At 68.2% G+C, this 18,561-nt stretch carries 17 protein-coding genes and 1 tRNA gene; 7 read left to right on the plus strand and 11 right to left on the minus strand.

The window, feature by feature from the left end; all coding sequences use genetic code 11:
* Window positions 1–95: 95 nt before the first annotated feature.
* The 7 genes from ACH107_RS03290 to ACH107_RS03320 all read right to left on the minus strand — a co-directional run bounded on the left by ACH107_RS03290 (window position 96) and on the right by ACH107_RS03320 (window position 7,666).
* Window positions 96–1,028: a 2-hydroxyacid dehydrogenase gene (locus ACH107_RS03290; RefSeq protein ID WP_412504624.1), complete on the minus strand. Its 933-nt coding sequence runs from the start codon at window positions 1,026–1,028 to the stop codon at window positions 96–98.
* A gap of 3 nt (window positions 1,029–1,031) precedes the next feature.
* Window positions 1,032–2,171: a rod shape-determining protein RodA gene (rodA, locus tag ACH107_RS03295; protein WP_412504625.1), complete on the minus strand. Its 1,140-nt coding sequence runs from the start codon at window positions 2,169–2,171 to the stop codon at window positions 1,032–1,034.
* Window positions 2,168–4,111, minus strand: coding sequence for a penicillin-binding protein 2 (gene mrdA, locus ACH107_RS03300; protein ID WP_412504626.1), 1,944 nt, complete (start codon window positions 4,109–4,111; stop codon window positions 2,168–2,170). Before mrdA ends, rodA begins: the two co-directional genes overlap by 4 nt.
* Window positions 4,108–4,647 (minus strand): rod shape-determining protein MreD, encoded by a 540-nt coding sequence (locus ACH107_RS03305; RefSeq protein ID WP_412504627.1) that lies wholly within the window; start codon window positions 4,645–4,647, stop codon window positions 4,108–4,110. Before ACH107_RS03305 ends, mrdA begins: the two co-directional genes overlap by 4 nt.
* Window positions 4,640–5,554 carry a rod shape-determining protein MreC gene (gene mreC / locus ACH107_RS03310; RefSeq protein WP_412504628.1) on the minus strand — a complete coding sequence of 305 codons (915 nt, stop codon included), beginning with the start codon at window positions 5,552–5,554 and terminating at the stop codon, window positions 4,640–4,642. The genes ACH107_RS03305 and mreC overlap by 8 nt, the downstream gene beginning before the upstream one ends.
* Window positions 5,555–5,586: 32 nt before the next feature.
* Window positions 5,587–6,633 (minus strand): rod shape-determining protein, encoded by a 1,047-nt coding sequence (locus ACH107_RS03315; RefSeq protein WP_412504629.1) that lies wholly within the window; start codon window positions 6,631–6,633, stop codon window positions 5,587–5,589.
* A gap of 157 nt (window positions 6,634–6,790) precedes the next feature.
* Window positions 6,791–7,666, minus strand: a complete 876-nt coding sequence (locus tag ACH107_RS03320; protein WP_412504630.1) for a 3-hydroxybutyryl-CoA dehydrogenase — start codon at window positions 7,664–7,666, stop codon at window positions 6,791–6,793.
* Window positions 7,667–7,828: 162 nt separating this feature from the next.
* Between ACH107_RS03320 and ACH107_RS03325 the strand changes: the two genes are divergently transcribed.
* On the plus strand, window positions 7,829–8,653 hold the full coding sequence (locus ACH107_RS03325; RefSeq protein ID WP_412504631.1) for a DUF6473 family protein: 825 nt from the start codon (window positions 7,829–7,831) through the stop codon (window positions 8,651–8,653).
* A 73-nt stretch (window positions 8,654–8,726) separates the two neighbouring features.
* Here ACH107_RS03325 and ACH107_RS03330 read toward each other — a convergent pair whose 3' ends face one another.
* Window positions 8,727–9,656: an FAD-binding protein gene (locus ACH107_RS03330; RefSeq protein WP_412504632.1), complete on the minus strand. Its 930-nt coding sequence runs from the start codon at window positions 9,654–9,656 to the stop codon at window positions 8,727–8,729.
* Complete coding sequence (locus ACH107_RS03335; protein WP_412504633.1) at window positions 9,656–10,414, minus strand: electron transfer flavoprotein subunit beta/FixA family protein; 759 nt, start codon at window positions 10,412–10,414, stop codon at window positions 9,656–9,658. Before ACH107_RS03335 ends, ACH107_RS03330 begins: the two co-directional genes overlap by 1 nt.
* 249 nt (window positions 10,415–10,663) lie before the next feature.
* On the opposite strand from ACH107_RS03335, the gene ACH107_RS03340 reads away from it, so the two are divergent.
* The 3 genes from ACH107_RS03340 to ACH107_RS03350 all read left to right on the plus strand — a co-directional run bounded on the left by ACH107_RS03340 (window position 10,664) and on the right by ACH107_RS03350 (window position 15,627).
* Window positions 10,664–12,049 (plus strand): hypothetical protein, encoded by a 1,386-nt coding sequence (locus ACH107_RS03340; protein ID WP_412504634.1) that lies wholly within the window; start codon window positions 10,664–10,666, stop codon window positions 12,047–12,049.
* Between the two features lie 104 nt (window positions 12,050–12,153).
* Window positions 12,154–13,440 carry an ABC transporter substrate-binding protein gene (locus ACH107_RS03345; RefSeq protein WP_412504635.1) on the plus strand — a complete coding sequence of 429 codons (1,287 nt, stop codon included), beginning with the start codon at window positions 12,154–12,156 and terminating at the stop codon, window positions 13,438–13,440.
* 138 nt (window positions 13,441–13,578) lie between these two features.
* A complete protein-coding gene (locus ACH107_RS03350; protein ID WP_412504636.1) occupies window positions 13,579–15,627 on the plus strand; it encodes an ASKHA domain-containing protein in 2,049 nt (682 codons plus the stop codon).
* Window positions 15,628–15,655: 28 nt separating this feature from the next.
* Here the strand turns inward: ACH107_RS03350 and ACH107_RS03355 are convergent, their stop codons facing one another.
* Both ACH107_RS03355 and ACH107_RS03360 read right to left on the minus strand, forming a co-directional pair.
* Window positions 15,656–15,880 (minus strand): DUF1127 domain-containing protein, encoded by a 225-nt coding sequence (locus ACH107_RS03355; protein ID WP_412504637.1) that lies wholly within the window; start codon window positions 15,878–15,880, stop codon window positions 15,656–15,658.
* A gap of 616 nt (window positions 15,881–16,496) precedes the next feature.
* A complete protein-coding gene (locus ACH107_RS03360) occupies window positions 16,497–16,838 on the minus strand; it encodes a hypothetical protein (RefSeq protein WP_412504638.1) in 342 nt (113 codons plus the stop codon).
* Between the two features lie 126 nt (window positions 16,839–16,964).
* Between ACH107_RS03360 and ACH107_RS03365 the strand changes: the two genes are divergently transcribed.
* From ACH107_RS03365 to cmk, 3 genes are all read left to right on the plus strand, one after another.
* Window positions 16,965–17,522 carry a hypothetical protein gene (locus ACH107_RS03365; RefSeq protein WP_412504639.1) on the plus strand — a complete coding sequence of 186 codons (558 nt, stop codon included), beginning with the start codon at window positions 16,965–16,967 and terminating at the stop codon, window positions 17,520–17,522.
* A 230-nt stretch (window positions 17,523–17,752) separates the two neighbouring features.
* Window positions 17,753–17,826: transfer RNA gene (locus ACH107_RS03370), tRNA-Gly, on the plus strand.
* Window positions 17,827–17,912: 86 nt separating this feature from the next.
* Window positions 17,913–18,524: a (d)CMP kinase gene (cmk, locus tag ACH107_RS03375; RefSeq protein WP_412504640.1), complete on the plus strand. Its 612-nt coding sequence runs from the start codon at window positions 17,913–17,915 to the stop codon at window positions 18,522–18,524.
* Window positions 18,525–18,561 lie beyond the last annotated feature (37 nt).

Genomic DNA, 18,561 nt, shown 5'->3' on the forward strand with positions numbered 1-18,561 from the left:
CCCCCCGCCCCCCCCCCCCCCCCGGGCCGGGGGCGCTGCCCCCGGACCCCCGGGGTATTTCAACGAAGAGAAGACCGGGACGCCCGGCGGCGGTGTCAGTAGCCCTGTTCGCGGTCCACGAGATGCAGCAGCGGTTCGCCTGATTCGCCGCGGCGGATGTTCTCGGCGATGACGCGCGCGGCCGTGGCCGGGCGGGTGTCCGAGGCGATATGCGGTGTCACGGTGACCTGCGGGTGCGCCCAGAACGGGTGGGCGGTGGGCAGCGGCTCCTCGCGGAAGACGTCCAGCGTGGCATGGGTGAGGTGCCCCGACCCGAGCGCGGCGAGCAACGCGTCGTCGTCGATCAGCGGCCCGCGGCCGGGATTGATGAGCACGGCGCCGCGCGGCATCCGTTTCAGAGCCGCCGCGTCGATGATCGTCTCGGTGTCGTGGGTGAGCGGCAGCAGCAGCACGAGGATCTCGGCCCGGGCAAGCACGTCGCGCAGCCCGTCCTCGCCGGCGAGACAGGTCAGGCCGGGCACGTCTTTCCGGGTCCGGCTCCAGCCCGTGACGGGAAACCCGAGCCGCGCCAGCGCCTCGCCGCAGGCGCGGCCGAGCGCGCCGAGCCCGAGAATGCCCACCGGCCTGTCGGGGGCCAGCGGCGGCGGGTCATGCCGCCAGACCCCGTCCTGGTGGCAGACATGCAGATCGGTGTTCAGGTGATGGCGCAGCACGTGGCCCGTCACCCATTCCACCATGCCGCGCGTCAGCCCGTCATCGACCATCCGCGCCAGCGGCTGGGTCAGCGTTTCGTTGCTCACGATGTTCTCGACCCCGGCCCAGAGGTTCAGCACGGCCTTCGTGCGGGTATAGGGCGTGAAATCCTGCAGCTCGCTGCCGGGGGAGTAGATGATGTAATCGACCGATCCGGGCGGCAGGCCGCGCGACAGGTTGGCGGCGACCCCGGCCTCGGCGAGGGCTTGCTCGAGCACGGTCCGGTAGGTTTCCCACTGGTCGTCGCCGGCGGCAAAAAGAACATTGACGGTCATGGATCACCTCGGTTTGTGGATATGCGCGCTCTGGACAAGGCCGAAGCCCAGCATCAGCACCAGCATCGCCGAGCCGCCGTAGCTGACCAGCGGGAGCGGCACGCCCACGACGGGCGCCAGCCCCATCACCATCGACATGTTCACGGCGAAGAACAGGAAGAAGGCGATTGCCACCCCGTAGGTCAGCAGCGCGGCGTAGCGGTCACGGTTCGTCAGGGCCGACGCGATGCAGAACACGACGATGAGCGCGTAGAGCCCGAGCAGCGAGACGGCGCCGACGAAGCCGAATTCCTCGGCCAGCGTGGTGAAGATGAAATCGGTGTGCTTTTCCGGAAGAAAATTCAGTCGGCTCTGCGTGCCCTGCATGAACCCGCGTCCCGTCCAGCCGCCCGAGCCGAGGGCGATCTTGGACTGCGTGATGTGGTAGCCCGCCCCCAGCGGGTCGCTGGCGGGGTCAAGGAAGGTGTCGATGCGCCGGTACTGGTAATCGGCCAACAATTGCCAATCTGTGCCGCGGCTCTGGAAAACCGCGGCCACGAGACCGATCCCGGCCGCGATCACGGCGGCGAAATAGGCCCAGTGCACCCCGGCCACGAACATCAGCAACCCGCCGCCCGCGATCAGCAGGATCGAGGTGCCCAGGTCGGGCTGTCGCAGCACCAGCGCGACGGGCAGCAGGATCAGCGCGACCGGCGCCAGAACCCAGAGCGGGCGCGACACGCGCGCCATCGGCAGCCAGTCGTAATAGGCCGCGAGGACCATCACCAGCGTTACCTTCATGAGTTCCGAGGGTTGCAGCCGCATCACGCCGAGGTCGATCCAGCGTTGTGCGCCCTTGCCCTCTATCCCGACGAATTCCACCGCGAGCAGCAGCAGGATCGTCGCGCCGTAGGCGACCACGGACATGTTGCGCCAGAACCAGATCGGCACCATCGCCACGAAGATCATCCCGGCGAAACCCATGGCGAACCGCTTCATCTGGGGGGCGGCCCATGGCTGGAACGAGCCCCCGGCGACGGAGTAAAGCATGAGGAACCCGACGGCCGCGGTGGCCGCCAGCAGAAGTGCCAGCGGCCAGTTCAGGAAAAGCAGCTTGCGCAGCCCCGTGGGCGTGGTCTTGACCGAGTATTCCAGATAGCTCATGCGCGATCGCTGCCTCCGGCCGCGCCCGGCGGGCGGCGTTCGCGCAGGCGGTCCTGTTGGCTGCGGATGCGGCCGCGATCCTTGGCGGGGTAGGCCGACAACGGGGGCGTTTCGCCATAGAGCGCCTGAAGGGTGACGTCGCGCGCGATCGGCGCCGCGACAGTCGAGCCGCCGCCGCCATGCTCGACCACCACCGCCACGGCCACCTTCGGCGCCTCGAACGGCGCGAAGTTGACGAAGAGCGCGTGATCGCGCTGGCGCCACGGCAGGTCCTCGTTGCGGCGCACCCCGGTGGTGCGTTCGCCCGCGCTGATGTTGCGCACCTGGCTGGTGCCGGTCTTGCCGGCCATCCGGAAGGCATCCTCGATGATGCGGCTGCCATAGGCGGTGCCGCGCCGGTTGTTCGATACCGCGTACATCGCCTTGCGCACGCGGCGCAGCATGTTCTCGTTGAGCCCAAGCTCCTCGCCGCGGCCGGTGGGCTGTTCGACGCCGTCGATCGACTTGATGAGCCGCGGGCGCACCTCGCGGCCGGTGGCCAGACGGGCCGACATCACCGCCAGTTGCAGCGGCGATGCCAGCACGAATCCTTGCCCGATGGCCGCATTGACGCTGTCGCCGATCACCCAGTTGGTATCGCGCACCCGGCGTTTCCAGTCCTTCGTGGGCGCGAGGCCCGCGGCGACGCTGGTCATCGGCAGGTCATGCGCGACCCCCAGCCCCAGCCGGCGGGCCATCGCGCTCATCTCGGCGATCCCGGCGCGTTGCGCCATCTCGTAGTAGTAGACGTCGCAACTGTCGCGCAGCGACTGGTGCAGGTTCACGTTCCCGTGGCCGCCGCCCTTCCAGCAGTGGAAACGGCGGCCGCTCACCTCGGCGAAGCCCGGGCAGTAGACGGTCTCCTCGGGGTCGACATGCCCGCCTTCCAGCGCGGCCAACGCCGTCACCATCTTGAAGGTCGAGCCCGGCGGGTAGACGCCCTGCACGGCCTTGTTGGGCAGCGGCCGGTACTTGTTGTCAAGCAGCGCGTTGTAATCGGATACCGAGATGCCCCGCACGAACAGGTTGGGGTCGAATCCCGGGGCCGAGGCGCAGGCCAGCAGATCGCCGCTTTCGCAGTCGATCACGACGGCGGCCGCGCTCTCGCCTTCCAGGCGCGCGCTGACATAGGATTGCAAGGCGTTGTCGAGGGTGATCTGCATGTCGGCGCCGGCATGGCCCTCGTTGCGGTCCAGCTCGCGCATCACCCGGCCCACGGCATTGACCTCCACGCGCTTGGTGCCGGCCCTGCCGCGCAGCAGGTCCTCGCGCCGCGCCTCCAGCCCGATCTTGCCCACCTGGAACCGCGGGATGCGCAAGAGCTGCTCGGGCGCGTCGATCCGTTCGAGGTCCCGGTCACTCACCGGGCCGACATAGCCCACGACATGCGCGTAATCGGCGCCTTGAGGATAGCGCCGCGACAGCCCCACCTCGGGGGCGACGCCGGGCAGGGCGGGGGCATTGACGGCCACGCGGCTGATCTCGGTCCAGCTCACCCGATCGGCGACCGTCACGGGGGTGTCGCCGCGCAGCTCGCGCAGGTCGCGGCGCGCGCGCTCCAGCTCGTCGGGGTCAAGCTCCACCAACCGGGCCAGCCGCGCGATGATGGCGTCGACGTCGCCGGCCTCCTCGCGGACCATGGTGATGCGGTAACTGGGCACGTTGTCGGCCACCACGGCGCCGTCGCGGTCGAAGATCCGGCCGCGCTTGGGCGCGATGAGACGGATATTGACCCGGTTCTCGTCGGCCAGCAGGCGGAACTGGTCGGCCTGTTCGACCTGCATGTAGCGCATCCTCAGCGCCAGCAGCCCCACGAAGCCCGCCTGCACGCCGCCCAGCAACAGGCCGCGCCGGGTGATCCGGCGCTGGCTTTCGAGGTTTTCGCGGCCGGGGCGTCTCATACGCGTGTCCCCGTGGTGTCGATATCGCCGGGGGCCAGCTTGCGCACCCCGAACAGCAACTGCGACATCAGCACGACCAGCGGATAGACGGCCAGCGTCGCGACAAGCTGCATCAGGCTCAGCCCGAGCGGCGCCTGGTCCACCATCAGCACGGCAAGGATGATGCGGTAGCCAAGCGTCATCGCGATCAGGGTGGTGGTCACGCTCAGCCATTCCACAGGGAACGCCCGGTCGCGCAGCGCCGGGGCGCGTCCGCGCAGGGTTTCGCTGGCCAGCAACACGATGGCGGCCCACAGCCCCGGCGGCCGCTGGAACATCAGGTCACCCAGCAGGAAGACGGCGGCAATCGCCAGCGGGGGCACGAAATCGGGGCGCCGCAGCAGCCATGCAAAGGTCACGGCAAGCATCAGGTCCGGCCCCGCCCAGCCCCGCGGCAGCGTGTCGAGGGGCAGCAGGTGCAGGAACATCAGCAGCAGCGCCAGCGCAAGGTAGACGCCGCGCATCGGCCAGTGATGCCGGGCAAGCCGATCAGCCATCGCCCTGATCCGTCCGCGGTTCGCGCGGGCCGCTGCCCGGCAGCCCGGCCGGCGCAAGCAACTGCCCGGGGTCGCTGATCCGTTCTGTGGGGTGGTCGCGCAGCACGCGCAGGAATTCCAGCCGGTCGTAATCGGCGGCCAGCCGCACGCGCATCCGCCCGCCGGGGTCCTCGGTCACCTGTCCCACCAGCAGGCCGGCGGGCAGAACCCCGCCATCGCCCGACGTCATCACGCGGTCGCCGGGCCGCACGCGGTCGGGGTTCTCGATGAAGTCCAGCGCCGGCGCGGCGCTGTTGTCGCCGATGACCAGCGCCGGCTGGTCCGAGGGCTGCACGGTCACCGGCACGCGGCTCGACGTGTCGGTCAGCAGGATCACCCGCGCCGTGTTGTCCCCCACGCCCGAGATCCGGCCTACCAGCCCCAGACCGTCCATCGCGGCCCAGCCGTCGACGATCCCGTCGCGCGAGCCGACATTGACCAGCACGGATTGCCGGAAGGGCGAGCCGCTGTCGGCCAGCACCACCCCGGTGATGAAGGTCAGGCGCGGGTCCAGCTGCACGTTGTTCAGGTCCAGCAGCCGGGCGTTTTCCTGCTCCAGTTGCAGCGCCGCTTCCTTCCACGCCTTCATCTGTTGCAGCTCGCGACGCAGTTCCCGGTTCTGCTGGTAGATCTTCTGGTAGCTCTGGAAATCGCGCAGGATGTTCACCACGCCCGTCACCGGCGCCATCGCCCAGTCGAAACTGGGAACGACCTGGTCCACCACCTGCGCGCGGAACCTCTCCACGCGCGGGCTGTCGATCCGCCACAGCACGAAGATCCCCACCAGGCACAGCAGCAGCAAGCCCACCAGCATACGCTTGAGCGGGCCTGAATAATCGTCGCCTTTTCCGCGTTCGTGTGGTGCCACCGCGACCCCCTGATCAGGAAAAGGTGGGCGTGTCAGCTGTCATAGTCAATCGCATGGCGCAGCTGTTTCTCGAACTCCAGCGCCTTGCCGGTGCCGAGCGCCACGCAGTTCAGGCTGTCATCGGCGATCGAGACGGCCAGCCCTGTCTGTTCGCGCAGGGCGAGGTCCAGATCGCCCAGCAGCGCGCCGCCCCCCGTCAGCATGACGCCCCGGTCCACGATGTCGGCCGCAAGGTCGGGCGGCGTGGCTTCCAGCGCCGTCATCACCGCCTCGCAGATCTGTTGCACCGGCTCGGCCAGCGCCTCGGCGACCTGGGCCTGGCTGATCTCGGTTTCCTTTGGAACGCCGTTCAACAGGTCGCGCCCGCGGATCTGCATCGAGCTTCCGCGCCCGTCATCGGGCATCCGGGCCGTCCCGATCGAGGTCTTGATCCGCTCGGCGGTGGATTCGCCGACCAGCAGGTTCTGCTGACGGCGCAGGTAGCTGATGATCGCCTCGTCCATGCGGTCGCCGCCCACGCGGACGGACCGGGCATAGACGATGTCGCCAAGGCTAAGCACCGCCACCTCGGTCGTGCCGCCGCCGATATCCACCACCATGCTGCCCGTCGGATCGGTGATCGGCATCCCCGCACCGATGGCGGCCGCGATGGGTTCCGCGATCAGCCCGGCGCGGCGCGCGCCCGCGCTCAGCACCGATTGGCGGATGGCGCGCTTTTCAACCGGGGTGGCGCCGTGCGGCACGCAGACGATGACCTTGGGCTTGGAAAACGTCGAGCGTTTGTGAACCTTGCGGATGAAATGCTTGATCATCGACTCGGCCGTGTCGAAGTCGGCGATCACGCCCTCGCGCATGGGCCGTATCGCCTCGATGCTGCCGGGCGTGCGGCCCAGCATCAGCTTGGCGTCCTCGCCCACGGCCAGCACCCTCTTCTGCCCGTCCTTGACGTGGTAGGCCACCACCGACGGCTCCGACAGGATCACCCCGCGCCCCTTGACATAGACCAGCGTGTTCGCCGTCCCGAGGTCGATGGCCATGTCCGAGGAAAAAAGGCCGGGGATGTTGTTGAATATCGACATATGCGTTGGCGTCCCGTCGTGATGCGTGGTCCCGGCCCGCGACTCGGCAGCCCGGAACGTTGCCGTTATAGTGGCCCGCCGGAGCGGGTGAAAGGGCCAGTTTCATGCCCTTGGCACCATCCCGCCGGCACGAAGGGGGCCGCGACGCGGCCCGGGATCAGCGCGTCGGTTCCGGCGTCTCGCCCCGGTAGTCGTAGAAACCGCGCCCCGCCTTGCGGCCCAGCCACCCCGCCTCGACATATTTCGTCAGCAGCGGGCAGGGGCGGTACTTGGTATCGGCAAGCCCGTCATGCAGCACGTTCATGATCGCCAGACAGGTATCCAGACCGATGAAATCGGCCAGTTCCAGCGGCCCCATCGGATGGTTCGCCCCCAGTTTCATCGACTGGTCGATGGACTTCACGTTCCCGACGCCCTCGTAAAGCGTGTAGACCGCCTCGTTGATCATTGGCATCAGGATCCGGTTGACGATGAAGGCGGGGAAATCCTCGGCGCTGGCGGCGGTCTTGCCCAGTTTCTCGACCACGGCGAGGCAGGCGTCGTAGGTATCGCGCTCGGTGGCGATCCCGCGGATCAGCTCCACGAGGCTCATGACCGGCACGGGGTTCATGAAATGGAAGCCCATGAACATTTCCGGCCGGTCGGTGCGGCTGGCCAGCCGGGTGATCGAGATCGACGAGGTGTTCGAGGTCAGGATCGTGTGCGGCTGAAGATGCGGCACGAGCTCCTCGAAAATGGCCTGCTTGACGCTTTCGCGTTCGGTGGCCGATTCGATCACGAGGTCGGTCGCCCCGAGATCCGACAGGCTGAGCGTCGGGGTGATGCGTGCCAGCGCGGCCGTCATGTCGGCCTCGGCCATCTTGCCGCGGCTGACCTGCCGTTCCATGTTGCGGCGGATGGTGGCGATGCCGTTGTCGAGCGCCTCCTGCCCGATATCGTTGAGCCAAACGTCGTATCCCGCCGCTGCCAGCACATGGGCGATGCCGTTGCCCATCTGGCCCGCGCCGACGACACCGATTTTCGCGATCTCCATAGGCCCGCCCCTTTTTCTTGGTCGCCGCCACCATAGGCGCGGGCGGCCGGGCGCTGCAAGGCCCGGCACTGCCTAAAAGTCGAGACGAATTCGACCATTAGCGATTTCTCAACCCGCGGGCGCGAATCCTGCCAGCGGGTGAGAAAACGACTGGTGGGTGACATGGCCTATGAACGGATGGGCGCCGCGGCGCTCGATTATCAGCCGTGCCGGTATCCCGGCTCTAAACTCCTGTTTCGCGGCCCGCGCCGCCGGCTCGACGGGGCCTACGCGGCCTGCCTTGGCGGAACGGAAACCTACGGCAAGTTCATCGCCGATCCGTGGCCCGCCCTGCTGGAACGCGACACGGGTCTGACCTGCGTCAATTTCGGCTGGCCCAATGCCGGGGTGGACGTGTTCCTCAACGACACGGGCGTGCTGCGCGCCGCCACGGGCGCACGGCTGGTGATCCTGCAGGTGCCCGGGGCACAGAACTTGTCGAACCGGTTCTACAAGGTGCATCCGCGCCGCAACGACCGCTTCCTGCGGGCCCGGGGGCCGCTGCGCGCCGCCTATCCGGAGGTCGATTTCACGGAATTCCACTTCACGCGGCACCTGCTGGGGCGTCTTCAGGCGCGGTCGGCCAACCGCTTCGCCCCCGTCCTTGCCGAGTTGCAGGAGCTCTGGTGCGCGCGGATGCGGCTGCTGCTGCGCAGGCTGGACGTGCCGGTGGTGCTGCTGTGGTTGTCGGGGCGCGCGCCCGGCCACGGGAGCGACAGCCCGGGGCTGTCGCATGACCCGGCCTTCGTGACGCGCGAGATGCTGGCCGATGTTCGCCGGTTCTCGGCGGGCTGTGTCGAGGTGCTTGCGACCCGCCCCCCGGCCCAAGGCGCGTCCCGGGTCACCGGGCTCGACAACATCGCGGCGCTGCAACTGCCGGATGCAGCCGCGCATCGCCGGGCGGCCGCCGCGTTGGTGCCCGTGGTGACCGGGCTTTCACACCAATGAAAAGGCCCGCCGGATGCCGGCGGGCCCTGCAAGCATCAGGTCGCGCGCCCCGTCAGGCCGCCGCGCCGGCCTGTCAGTCCAGCTTGTCCGTGATTTCCGGCACCGCCTGGAAAAGGTCCGCCACGAGGCCGTAATCGGCCACCTGGAAGATCGGCGCCTCCTCGTCCTTGTTGATGGCCACGATGACCTTGGAGTCCTTCATGCCCGCAAGGTGCTGGATGGCGCCCGATATGCCCACGGCGACGTAAAGCTCCGGGGCGACGACCTTGCCGGTCTGTCCGACCTGCCAATCGTTCGGGGCGAAACCCGAATCGACGGCGGCACGCGACGCGCCCACGGCGGCGCCCAGCTTGTCGGCCAGTGTCTCGATCAGCGCGAAATCCTCCTGGCTGCCCACGCCGCGGCCGCCCGAGACGACGACACCGGCGCTGGTCAGGTCGGGCCGGTCGCTTTCGGCGACCTTGTCCTCGACCCATTCGGACAGGCCCGGCGCGTCGGCGGCCGACACCGTTTCGACCGGTGCCGCGGCTTGCTCGCCGGCAGCGTCGAAATTGGCCGTCCGAATCGACACGACCTTCTTGCCGTCCGAGCTCTTGACCGTCTGCAGGGCGTTGCCGGCATAGATCGGACGCTCGAACGTGTCGGCGTCGATGACGCCCGAGACATCCGAGATCACCATCACGTCCAGCAGCGCGGCCACGCGCGGCAGCACGTTCTTGGCATCCGTCGTGGCGGGCGCGACGATGTGGTCATAGTCGTCGGCCAGGCTGACGATCAGTGCCGCGGTGGGTTCGGCCAGACGGTGACCCAACGACTCGTCCTCGGCCACGAGCACCTTTGCCACGCCATCGATCTTGGCGGCGGCGTCGCCCGCGGCGGCGGCCTGCGCCCCGGCGCACAGCGCTGTCACGTCGCCAAGGCCTTTAGCGGCGGCCACGGCCTTGGCGGTGGCGTCCAGCGCCAGTTCCCCGTCGGTGACTTCTGCGAGTAGAAGAACAGCCATTACACAGCCCCCGCTTCCTTGAGTTTTCCAACCAGCTCCTCGACCGAGCCGACCATCTCACCGGCCTTGCGTGCCGGTGGCTCGCCCGTCTTGACCACTTCGAGGCGCGGGGAGACGTCGACGCCGTAATCGTCGGCTGTCTTTTCCTCCAGCGGCTTCTTCTTGGCCTTCATGATGTTGGGCAGCGAGGCATAGCGCGGCTCGTTCAGGCGCAGGTCCACGGTGACAATGGTCGGCATCGCCACCTTGATGGTCTGCAGACCGCCATCGACCTCGCGGGTGACAACGGCGTGATCGCCGTCGATGTCCAGCCCCGACGCGAAGGTGCCCTGGCTCCAACCCATGAGCGCCGACAGCATCTGGCCGGTGGCGTTCATGTCGTTGTCGATCGCCTGTTTGCCGGCGATCACCAGGCCCGGCTGCTCGGCGTCGATGACGCCTTTCAGGATCTTGGCGACGGCCAGCGGCTCTATGTCGGTGTGAACGTCATCGGCGGCCACGACGAGGATGGCGCGGTCCGCGCCCATGGCCAGCGCCGTGCGCAGGGTTTCCTGCGCCTGCTTGACGCCGATCGACACGGCAACCACTTCGTCGGCCTTGCCGGCCTCCTTGAGCCGAATCGCCTCTTCCACGGCGATCTCGTCGAAGGGGTTCATCGACATCTTCACGTTGGCGAGATCGACACCCGATCCGTCCGATTTGACACGGACCTTCACGTTGTAGTCGATCACGCGTTTGACAGGCACAAGCACCTTCATTTGCATGGTCTCCCTAGATTTCCGCGCGAGCCGCGGTCGGCCCCGCAAAGCGTTCTCTGGCGTGTTGATATAGGTTTGTTATCGCGGGAAACAGGGCAAAATCGTCACGTTTGCGTCCGGCGACGTCGCGTTTGCGGTCCGTTTCGAAATTTCCTGCGGGTTCGGGACGGCCGGCGCGGTGATTTGCCGTCTCCCCCGGCGGGCATCATGATGTACCCTGCCGACGCGAACCATTGTGCGGGGGAGGTGATGCGCAAACCCGTCGCGAAAGCCATGGTCATCACCGCCTGCCCGCAGGCGGCGTCGGCGCACGCATCCGAACAGGGCTTCGTGCTGCTGCTGCCGACGGACATGTACATCGCCGCTGGCGTGGCCACCGTCGCGCTGACGGTGGTGCTGCTGGCTTTCATGCCCGCGACGGCGGCCGGACGTCTTTTCCGCCCTTTGCGCCTGCTGCGCGTGCCCCGGCCGCGCCTGCGCCACGTCGCGAGTTGCCTGTCATGGCTGGTTCTGGCCGCGCTGGTCTGGCTGGGGCTGGCCGGCCCGCGCGACCCGCTGGCCAATCTCCTGCCACTGACGATCTGGACGGTGTGGTGGGTGGTGCTGGTGGCGCTGCAGGGGGTTCTCGGCAACCACTGGCGCTGGACGAACCCGTGGACGGGGCCGGCCGCGCTGCTGGCGCGTGTCACCCGAGCGCGCGCGCGGCTGCGTTATCCCGGCTGGCTGGGCCACGGGCCGGCGCTGTTGTCCTTCCTCGCCTTCGCCGCGCTGCTGCTGGCCGATCCGGCGCCGACCGATCCGGGGCGGCTCGCGCTGTTCGTCGCGGGCTATTGGACGTTCGCGTTCGTCGGGCTGCTGGCGTTCGGCCCGCGCTGGATGGTGCGCGGCGAGGGCCTCACCGTGTTGATGCGCGCCTATGGGCGCATGGCGCTCCTTGGTCGCTCGCGCGGCCGTCTCGCGGTCGGCGCGCCGGGCTGGCAGATGCTCGCCGGGCCCAGGGCCGGTCTCGGGCTGGCGCTGTTCATCCTCGTCCTGCTGGGCACGGGCAGTTTCGATGGCCTGAACGAAACCTTCTGGTGGATCGGCGTGCTGGGGCTCAACCCCCTGGAGTTTCCCGGCCGCTCGGCCGTTGTCACCCAGAACCTGACCGGGCTGGTCGTGGCCAACAGCGCGCTGATCGCGGTTTTCGCCGGCTGTCTCTGGCTGGGGGACCGGCTGGCGGGAACGGGCGAGGGGCTGCTGACGTCGTTCCGCCGGTTCGCCCCGTCGGTCCTGCCAATCGCGCTGGGCTACCACGTTGCGCATTACATCACCGTGTTCCTCGTGAACGGGCAGTACGTGGTCAAGGCGCTGAACGATCCGCTGGCGCGCGGGTCCGACCTGTTGGGGCTGGGACATGTCCACGTGACGACCGGGTTTTTCAATACGCCCGATACCGTCAGGCTGATCTGGCTGACGCAGGCGGGCGCCGTGGTGGCCGGGCACGTGGTCGCGATCCTGCTGGCCCATGCCCTCGCGCTGAGGGCGCATGGCAGCCATCGCCGGGCGCTTGTGGGGCAGGCGCCTGTCGCCGCCTTCATGGTGGCCTACACCTTTTTCGGGCTCTGGCTTCTCGCCTCGCCCCGGGGACTCTAGGCGCAAACCGCTGGACAATCGGCCTACCGCTGCGCAGAGTCCCCGCCCAAACGCCGCCGGTCCACTCCGGGCCGGCCCCGACCGGACACGAAGGAGACCTCGCGATGACACAACAATCCAAGGGCCCCACCCGCCGCGGTGCGCTCGGAGCACTGGCCGGTGGCGCCGTCGGCGCGGCGGCGCTGCCGCTCTGGGCGCGCTACGCGCAGGCCCAGACGGCCGAGCCCATCCGACTCGGCTTTCAGGTGCACCGCACCGGCATCGGTGCGGCCTATGGCCGCTGGTATGACCGGACAACGCGGGCAGCCGCGAAGCTCATCAACGATGCGGGCGGCATCGATGGCCGCCCCGTCGAGATCGTGGCCGAGGATGACGGCACCGATCCCAAGCGCGGCGCCGAGGTGGTCGAGAAATTCGCCACCCAGCATCGCTGCGACGTCGCCTTCGGCCCGCTTTTCTCGCACGTGGTCACGGGATCGGCACCGCGCGCGGGTGAGCTCAAGCTGCCCTACTTCGTGGTCTCCGAGGGCACGCATGTCTCCTCGGGCATGCTCAACCGCTACACCCTGCAGCCGGGGATCACCGACGTGAAGAGCCAGGTCATCTCGATGGCGCCCTACATAACCGAAAATCTGGGCAAGAAGGTCACGATGATCTTTCCCGATTACGGGTTCGGCTACGATCACCGCGACAATCTCGCCCCGGCCATCGAGGCGCAGGGCGGCGAGATCCTCGAGAAGATCGCGATCCCGCCGTCCGAGACGTCCTTCACCCGGTACTTCCCGCGCATCCCGCGCGAGACCGAGGTGCTTTATCACGTCATGGTCGGGCCCGCCGTGCTGACCTTCGTCAAGGAGCTGGGCGAATTCTTCGGCGGCCGCGGCCCCGAGCTTTTCGGTTTCATCGACAGCCTCGAGGCGGTGGCGATGGACAGCCCCGGCCTCGAATTCCTTGACGGCAGCCATTTCTGGGAGGGCATGCCACGCCACGCGCAGCCCGACCAGTCCGAGTTCGACCGGTTCTACCGCGAAAAGGTGGGCGTCGACGACTGGGGCGCGTCGGTCAGCGACCCGACGGACATCTCGACCTACGGCCACATGTTCGGTTGCTGGGAAACGCTGTACGTCATCAAGGCCGCGATGGAGGCGTCTGGCTACCGCGGCCCGGAGGACCGCCCCGCGCTGATCGAGGCGACCGAGGCGATGACCGAAATGCCCCACGGCCGCGACCATCCGCAGGGGCCGAAGATCTTCAACGGCAGGACGCACCAGGTCTTCGGGCAGCAGCATGTCTCGCGCGTTGACGGCAGGCGCCTTGTCAAGGTGCATACGACCTCGATCGAGGACACGCTCTACCCCGACGAGGTGGATTACACCAAGCGGCCGTTCTGAACAGGGCAGCGCGCGCGGCCGCCCAACGGGGCCACGATGCCGCGGTGGCACAATTTTCTGACGGTTGCGGAATGTTTCGCGCTGAATGGCATCTTATGTTCAGACCAGAGAAGCCAGTCAGTGTCAGGATAGTGTGCCATGTCCAGCGATCCCCTCGTCGTTTTCACGCCGTCCGGCAAGCGCGGGCGCTTTGCCCGCGGCACGCCCGTGCTCACGGCCGCCCGGCAACTGGGCGTCGACCTTGATTCGGTCTGCGGCGGGCGCGGCATCTGCTCCAAGTGCCAGGTGACGCCGGGCTATGGCGAGTTTGCCAAGCACGGCGTGACGGTGCGCGACGACGCGCTGTCGGACTGGAACGCGGTCGAGGAACGGTACGACCGGAAACGCGGGCTGAAACCGGGCCGCCGGCTGGGCTGCCAGGCGCAGATCATGGGCGACGTGGTGATCGACGTGCCCGCCGAAAGCCAGGTGCACAAACAGGTGGTGCGCAAGGCCGCCTCGGCCCGGGTGATCGACATGGACCCGGCCACGCGGCTCTATTTCGTCGAGGTGGACGAGCCCGACATGCACGAACCCACCGGCGATCTGGAGCGGCTGGCCCGCGCGCTCCGGCGCGAATGGGACATCCCGGATATCCGCGCCGATGTTACGCTGCTGCCCCGGCTGCAGACCGTGCTGCGCAAGGGCAAGTTCCGCGTGACCGTCGCGCTCAATCGCTCGCATGACGAGGACGTGGCGCAGGTTCTGGAAATCTGGCCGGGCCTGCACGAATCCGGGATTTACGGGCTGGCCATCGACCTCGGCTCGACGACGGTGGCCGCGCACCTCACGGATCTCGAAACCGGCGAGGTCGCGGCAAGCTCGGGCATCATGAACCCGCAGATCCGGTTCGGCGAGGACCTCATGAGCCGGGTGAGCTACGCGATGATGAACCCCGGCGGCGACCGGGAAATGACGGCCGCCGTGCGCGATGCCATCGACACGCTGTCGGTCGAAATCGCCAAGGAGGCGGGGATCGACCCGCGGCTGATCGTGGAAACCGTGTTCGTCTGCAATCCGGTCATGCACCACCTGCTGCTGGGGATCGACCCGGTGGAACTGGGGCAGGCGCCCTTCGCGCTGGCCACGTCGGAAAGCATCACGATGAATGCCCGCGATCTGGGCCTCGGGGCGATCAATCCGCGCGCGCGCAGCTACATCCTGCCCTGCATCGCGGGCCATGTGGGCGCCGATTGCGCCGCCGTGGCCCTGTCCGAGGAGCCGGGCAAATCCGAGGACCTGGCGCTGATCGTGGATGTCGGCACAAATGCCGAGATCATCCTGGGCGACAAGTCCCGCGTGCTGGCCTGTTCCTCGCCCACCGGCCCGGCCTTCGAGGGGGCGCAGATCTCCTCGGGGCAGCGCGCCGCGCCCGGCGCGATCGAGGCCATCCGCATCGACCCCGACACCAAGGAACCGCGCTTCCGCGTGATCGGCTGCGACAAGTGGTCGGACGAGGACGGCTTCGCCGAGGGCACCGCCGCGATCGGGATCACCGGCATCTGCGGGTCCGGCATCATCGAGGCGGTGGCCGAGATGCGCATCGCCGGGCTGCTGGACGAAAGCGGCCTGATCGGGTCTGCCGCGCAGACCGGCACCGACCGCTGTGTCGCCGAGGGACGCACCAACGCCTACCTTGTCCATGACGGCACGGCCGAGGGCGGCCCGCGTATCGCCGTGACGCAGGGCGACATCCGCGCGATCCAGCTTGCCAAGTCCGCGCTTTACGCGGGCGCGCGGCTGCTGATGGACGAACGCGGCGTCGACAGGGTGGATCGCGTGGTGCTGGCCGGGGCCTTCGGGGCGCATATCTCGCCCCTGCACGCGATGGTTCTGGGCATGATCCCCGATGCGCCGCTCGACAAGGTGACAAGCGCGGGCAACGCCGCCGGCACCGGGGCGCGTATCGCGCTGTGCAACATCGCTGCCCGGGCCGAGATCGAGCGCACAGTGCGCGCGATCACCAAGGTGGAAACCGCGATCGAGCCGAAATTCCAGGAGCATTTCGTGGCCGCCAACGCCATCCCGCACAAGACCGACCCGTTCCCGGAACTGCACAAGGTGACGCCGCTGCCGGCCCCCGTGTTCAACACGGGCGGAGATGGCAGCGAGGATGGTGGCCGGCGGCGCCGACGGCGCCGGGCCTGACGCGCGACGGGTGACCGGCGCCGCGCGGTCAGGCCAGCCCGGCGGCGGCCCGCGCGATATGCGGGATCTCGCTGCGGTGATAGCCGAAATCGGCGAGGTCGCGGTCGGTCAGCGCTTGCAGCTCCGCAACCGTCTTGCGGTAGCGCGCCCGTTGCGCCGCGCGGTCAGCGAGGCTGTCGAGGATACGGCGCCACCCTTTCCTCGGGTTGACCCTGCCGAATGTCGCGACATCCATGCGTGCTTTGTCGGGCATTGCTGCCTCCCGTGTTGGCACCGTGACGGGGTGCGCTGTGATGCCGACAAGATAAGCGAATGCTGCACTTGCACAATGGTCCCGCCTGCAATGCTGCCCTGCAGTAAAAGCAGGCCTCGGAGCCCGGTAACGCCCGCGGATCGGTCGCCCATGTCCCGACGCTAGCTTTCCGTGCCTGACGCAAGTTTCCCGGCTCGCCGCTGGTGTGCCGCCCCCGGCCGACAAAGGTCCGGGCGCCGGCCTTGCGTCGGGAGGGGGGCAAATTTGGGTCAATCCCCGTCCTCGGCCCATCTTGTCGCGCCAACTTGCGCTGAGAGCCCTTCATTGCCAACCGCGCGCGCGAACAGCGCCAAAGGCGCCGCGCGATCGCCAGACCGCGCCCCCGGGCTGGCGATTTGGTGTGGCTTGGCGCACCGTTTGGATGCTCTGCGGGTTTGGTGGGATTAAGCGCATCGCTCGGAAGGGCCGATCGCCATCCCGCGGTCTGACCATCGCACGGCTTGTGCCCAATGTCCGCTCCGGGCTGGCTAGCGTCCCCTGTTATTTCCACTCGGACCACGTGCCGGCTGACCTCAAGCCTGCCGTCGGACGGGCATCCTGTGTCAGGTGCCGACCACTAGCTGTTCGAACTCCAGAAACAGCGGTCGAACTCGACATACTTGCGCATGTCCTCCGTGCGGCCGACGGGCACCAGCCGCCCGCACCCCTCGAACGCCTCCGCGTCCTCGTAGACCCAGACGCGCCCGGTGCTGCCCGGATCGGCGCCCGTGACACAAAGCGTACCCCCGGCGGCCAGCGGCGCCACGCGGCGCACCGTGCCCGGGGCCTCCACCGCGAACAGGTGACGGTGCGCCGAGGCGTTGCGCACGCACAGCCCGTCGGCCGGCTGCGCGGGCGCCGGCGTGCTGCTCACGGCGGTCACGATCAGGAAGAAGACGGCCAAACCCATGGTCGACATGCTCGCCTGTCCCGGGCATCTCGGTCAAACGCCTGGGCAACACGATGACGTGATCCGGATTTGACCGCGGTTGAGCGCGATTCCGGCTAGGCTTGGCCCGTCACAGGCGAATGAGGGGAGCATCCGATGACATTTTTCAGGAATTTGGCACAAGCATTTGCGGCGCTGTCGCTGACGGCGGGGGGCGCTCTGGCGCAGGACGCCCCGTTCGGCACCGAGGCCGACACGGCGTATGCCGAGCAGGTCTGGACGGCGATGGAGGAAATGAACCTCGCCGGCGACGGCATGGTTCGGTCATTTCCGTATGCCGGGGTCGCGCCGCACGGCATGATGCTCGAGACCTTTTATACCACCGCCACGGTCGGGGGCCATACAGGCGATCTTGTCGTCAAGCGCAATTACGGGCCCGAAGGTGTCAGCGCCAATGACGTGCTGGCCGATCCCGACACGCATCTGGGCGCCGTCACGGTGATGTTCCGCCGTGAAGACGGCTACGATCCGGACAATGCCGACTGGTTCTGGGCCAAGTACCTGCCCGACGGGTCCCTGGACAAGAACCCCAAGGGCATGGCGCTTGCCGGCCGCGTCGCCAAGGGGGCCAATCAGGGCTGCATCGCCTGCCACGTGGGGGGCGGCCCGGACATGCTGTTCACGTCGGACCATCTGGGCGATTCGACGCAATGACCCGCGGAATCGGGCGCCCCGCCAAGGGCGCCCGGTACCTGCCGGTGTGCCCGGCCGGGCCGGTGATCGGGGCGCGTGCCGGCACCGACGCGATACCGCGGCGCCGCGGATGCCTTGCAGACCCCGCATTTGCCGCCTGACCCCCGCCCGCCGGCAGTCGCGCCGTGCAGGAAAAACCGCCAATGATCTTGACCTCGCCCGGCGGATTCAATATCTGCCCAGTCTCACGAGCGGGTATGGTGAAAAGGTATCACGCGAGCTTCCCAAGCTTAAGTTACGGGTTCGATTCCCGTTACCCGCTCCAGGCCTCAATCATTCCCGAACGCTCGGCTTGAGCGCATGGCGCGCGTCCTCTAGGAAGAGGAACGTGCAGACGCAGAAGGCGGTTTCATGGCATTCACGGTCGCAGTAGACGGCCCCGCGGCGGCGGGCAAAGGCACCATATCAAGGGCGGTCGCGGCGCATTTCGGGCTGGCGCATCTGGATACGGGTCTGCTCTACCGTGCCACGGGGCGGCGCACGCTGGATGGCACGGATGCCGTGGAAGCCGCGAAAGCCCTTTCACCCCGGGACCTTGAGGCGGCTGACCTGCGCACCCCGGACGTTGCCCAGGCGGCGAGCCACGTGGCCGCCGTGCCCGAAGTGCGCAAGGCCCTCGTCGATTTCCAGCGCGCGTTTGCCCGGCGCGCGGGCGGTGCCGTGCTCGATGGTCGCGACATCGGCACCGTGATCTGCCCCGAGGCCGAGGTGAAACTGTTCGTCACGGCCTCCGACGAGGTGCGGGCGACGCGCCGTTACCGCGAACTCGTCGACAACGGCCATGACGTGGACTACGGTGAAGTTCTTTCGGACCTGCGGGCGCGCGACGCACAGGACAGCGCCCGCGCCGCCGCGCCGTTGAAGCCGGCGGCGGACGCTGTCGTTCTGGACACGTCGGACCTTGGCATCGAGGATGCGGTCGCGCGCGCCGTCGAGATCGTCGCCGCCCGCAAGGACGCCTGAACCGCCACCCTCGGCACCGGCGCCGGGCCGCCACCGG

This window comes from Roseovarius halophilus (ex Wu et al. 2025) (assembly GCF_047086965.1).

Bases quoted from the DNA above. Each gene is read 5' to 3' on its own strand.
- mrdA (WP_412504626.1), bottom strand. From the start codon at position 4,111: ATGAGACGCCCCGGCCGCGAAAACCTCGAAAGCCAGCGCCGGATCACC.
- ACH107_RS03365 (WP_412504639.1), top strand. From the start codon at position 16,965: ATGACATTTTTCAGGAATTTGGCACAAGCATTTGCGGCGCTGTCGCTG.
- ACH107_RS03345 (WP_412504635.1), top strand. From the start codon at position 12,154: ATGACACAACAATCCAAGGGCCCCACCCGCCGCGGTGCGCTCGGAGCA.
- ACH107_RS03335 (WP_412504633.1), bottom strand. From the start codon at position 10,414: ATGAAGGTGCTTGTGCCTGTCAAACGCGTGATCGACTACAACGTGAAG.
- ACH107_RS03290 (WP_412504624.1), bottom strand. From the start codon at position 1,028: ATGACCGTCAATGTTCTTTTTGCCGCCGGCGACGACCAGTGGGAAACC.
- ACH107_RS03360 (WP_412504638.1), bottom strand. From the start codon at position 16,838: ATGTCGACCATGGGTTTGGCCGTCTTCTTCCTGATCGTGACCGCCGTG.
- ACH107_RS03305 (WP_412504627.1), bottom strand. From the start codon at position 4,647: ATGGCTGATCGGCTTGCCCGGCATCACTGGCCGATGCGCGGCGTCTAC.
- rodA (WP_412504625.1), bottom strand. From the start codon at position 2,171: ATGAGCTATCTGGAATACTCGGTCAAGACCACGCCCACGGGGCTGCGC.
- ACH107_RS03350 (WP_412504636.1), top strand. From the start codon at position 13,579: ATGTCCAGCGATCCCCTCGTCGTTTTCACGCCGTCCGGCAAGCGCGGG.
- ACH107_RS03315 (WP_412504629.1), bottom strand. From the start codon at position 6,633: ATGTCGATATTCAACAACATCCCCGGCCTTTTTTCCTCGGACATGGCC.
- ACH107_RS03325 (WP_412504631.1), top strand. From the start codon at position 7,829: ATGGCCTATGAACGGATGGGCGCCGCGGCGCTCGATTATCAGCCGTGC.
- ACH107_RS03355 (WP_412504637.1), bottom strand. From the start codon at position 15,880: ATGCCCGACAAAGCACGCATGGATGTCGCGACATTCGGCAGGGTCAAC.
- cmk (WP_412504640.1), top strand. From the start codon at position 17,913: ATGGCATTCACGGTCGCAGTAGACGGCCCCGCGGCGGCGGGCAAAGGC.
- ACH107_RS03340 (WP_412504634.1), top strand. From the start codon at position 10,664: ATGCGCAAACCCGTCGCGAAAGCCATGGTCATCACCGCCTGCCCGCAG.
- ACH107_RS03320 (WP_412504630.1), bottom strand. From the start codon at position 7,666: ATGGAGATCGCGAAAATCGGTGTCGTCGGCGCGGGCCAGATGGGCAAC.
- ACH107_RS03330 (WP_412504632.1), bottom strand. From the start codon at position 9,656: ATGGCTGTTCTTCTACTCGCAGAAGTCACCGACGGGGAACTGGCGCTG.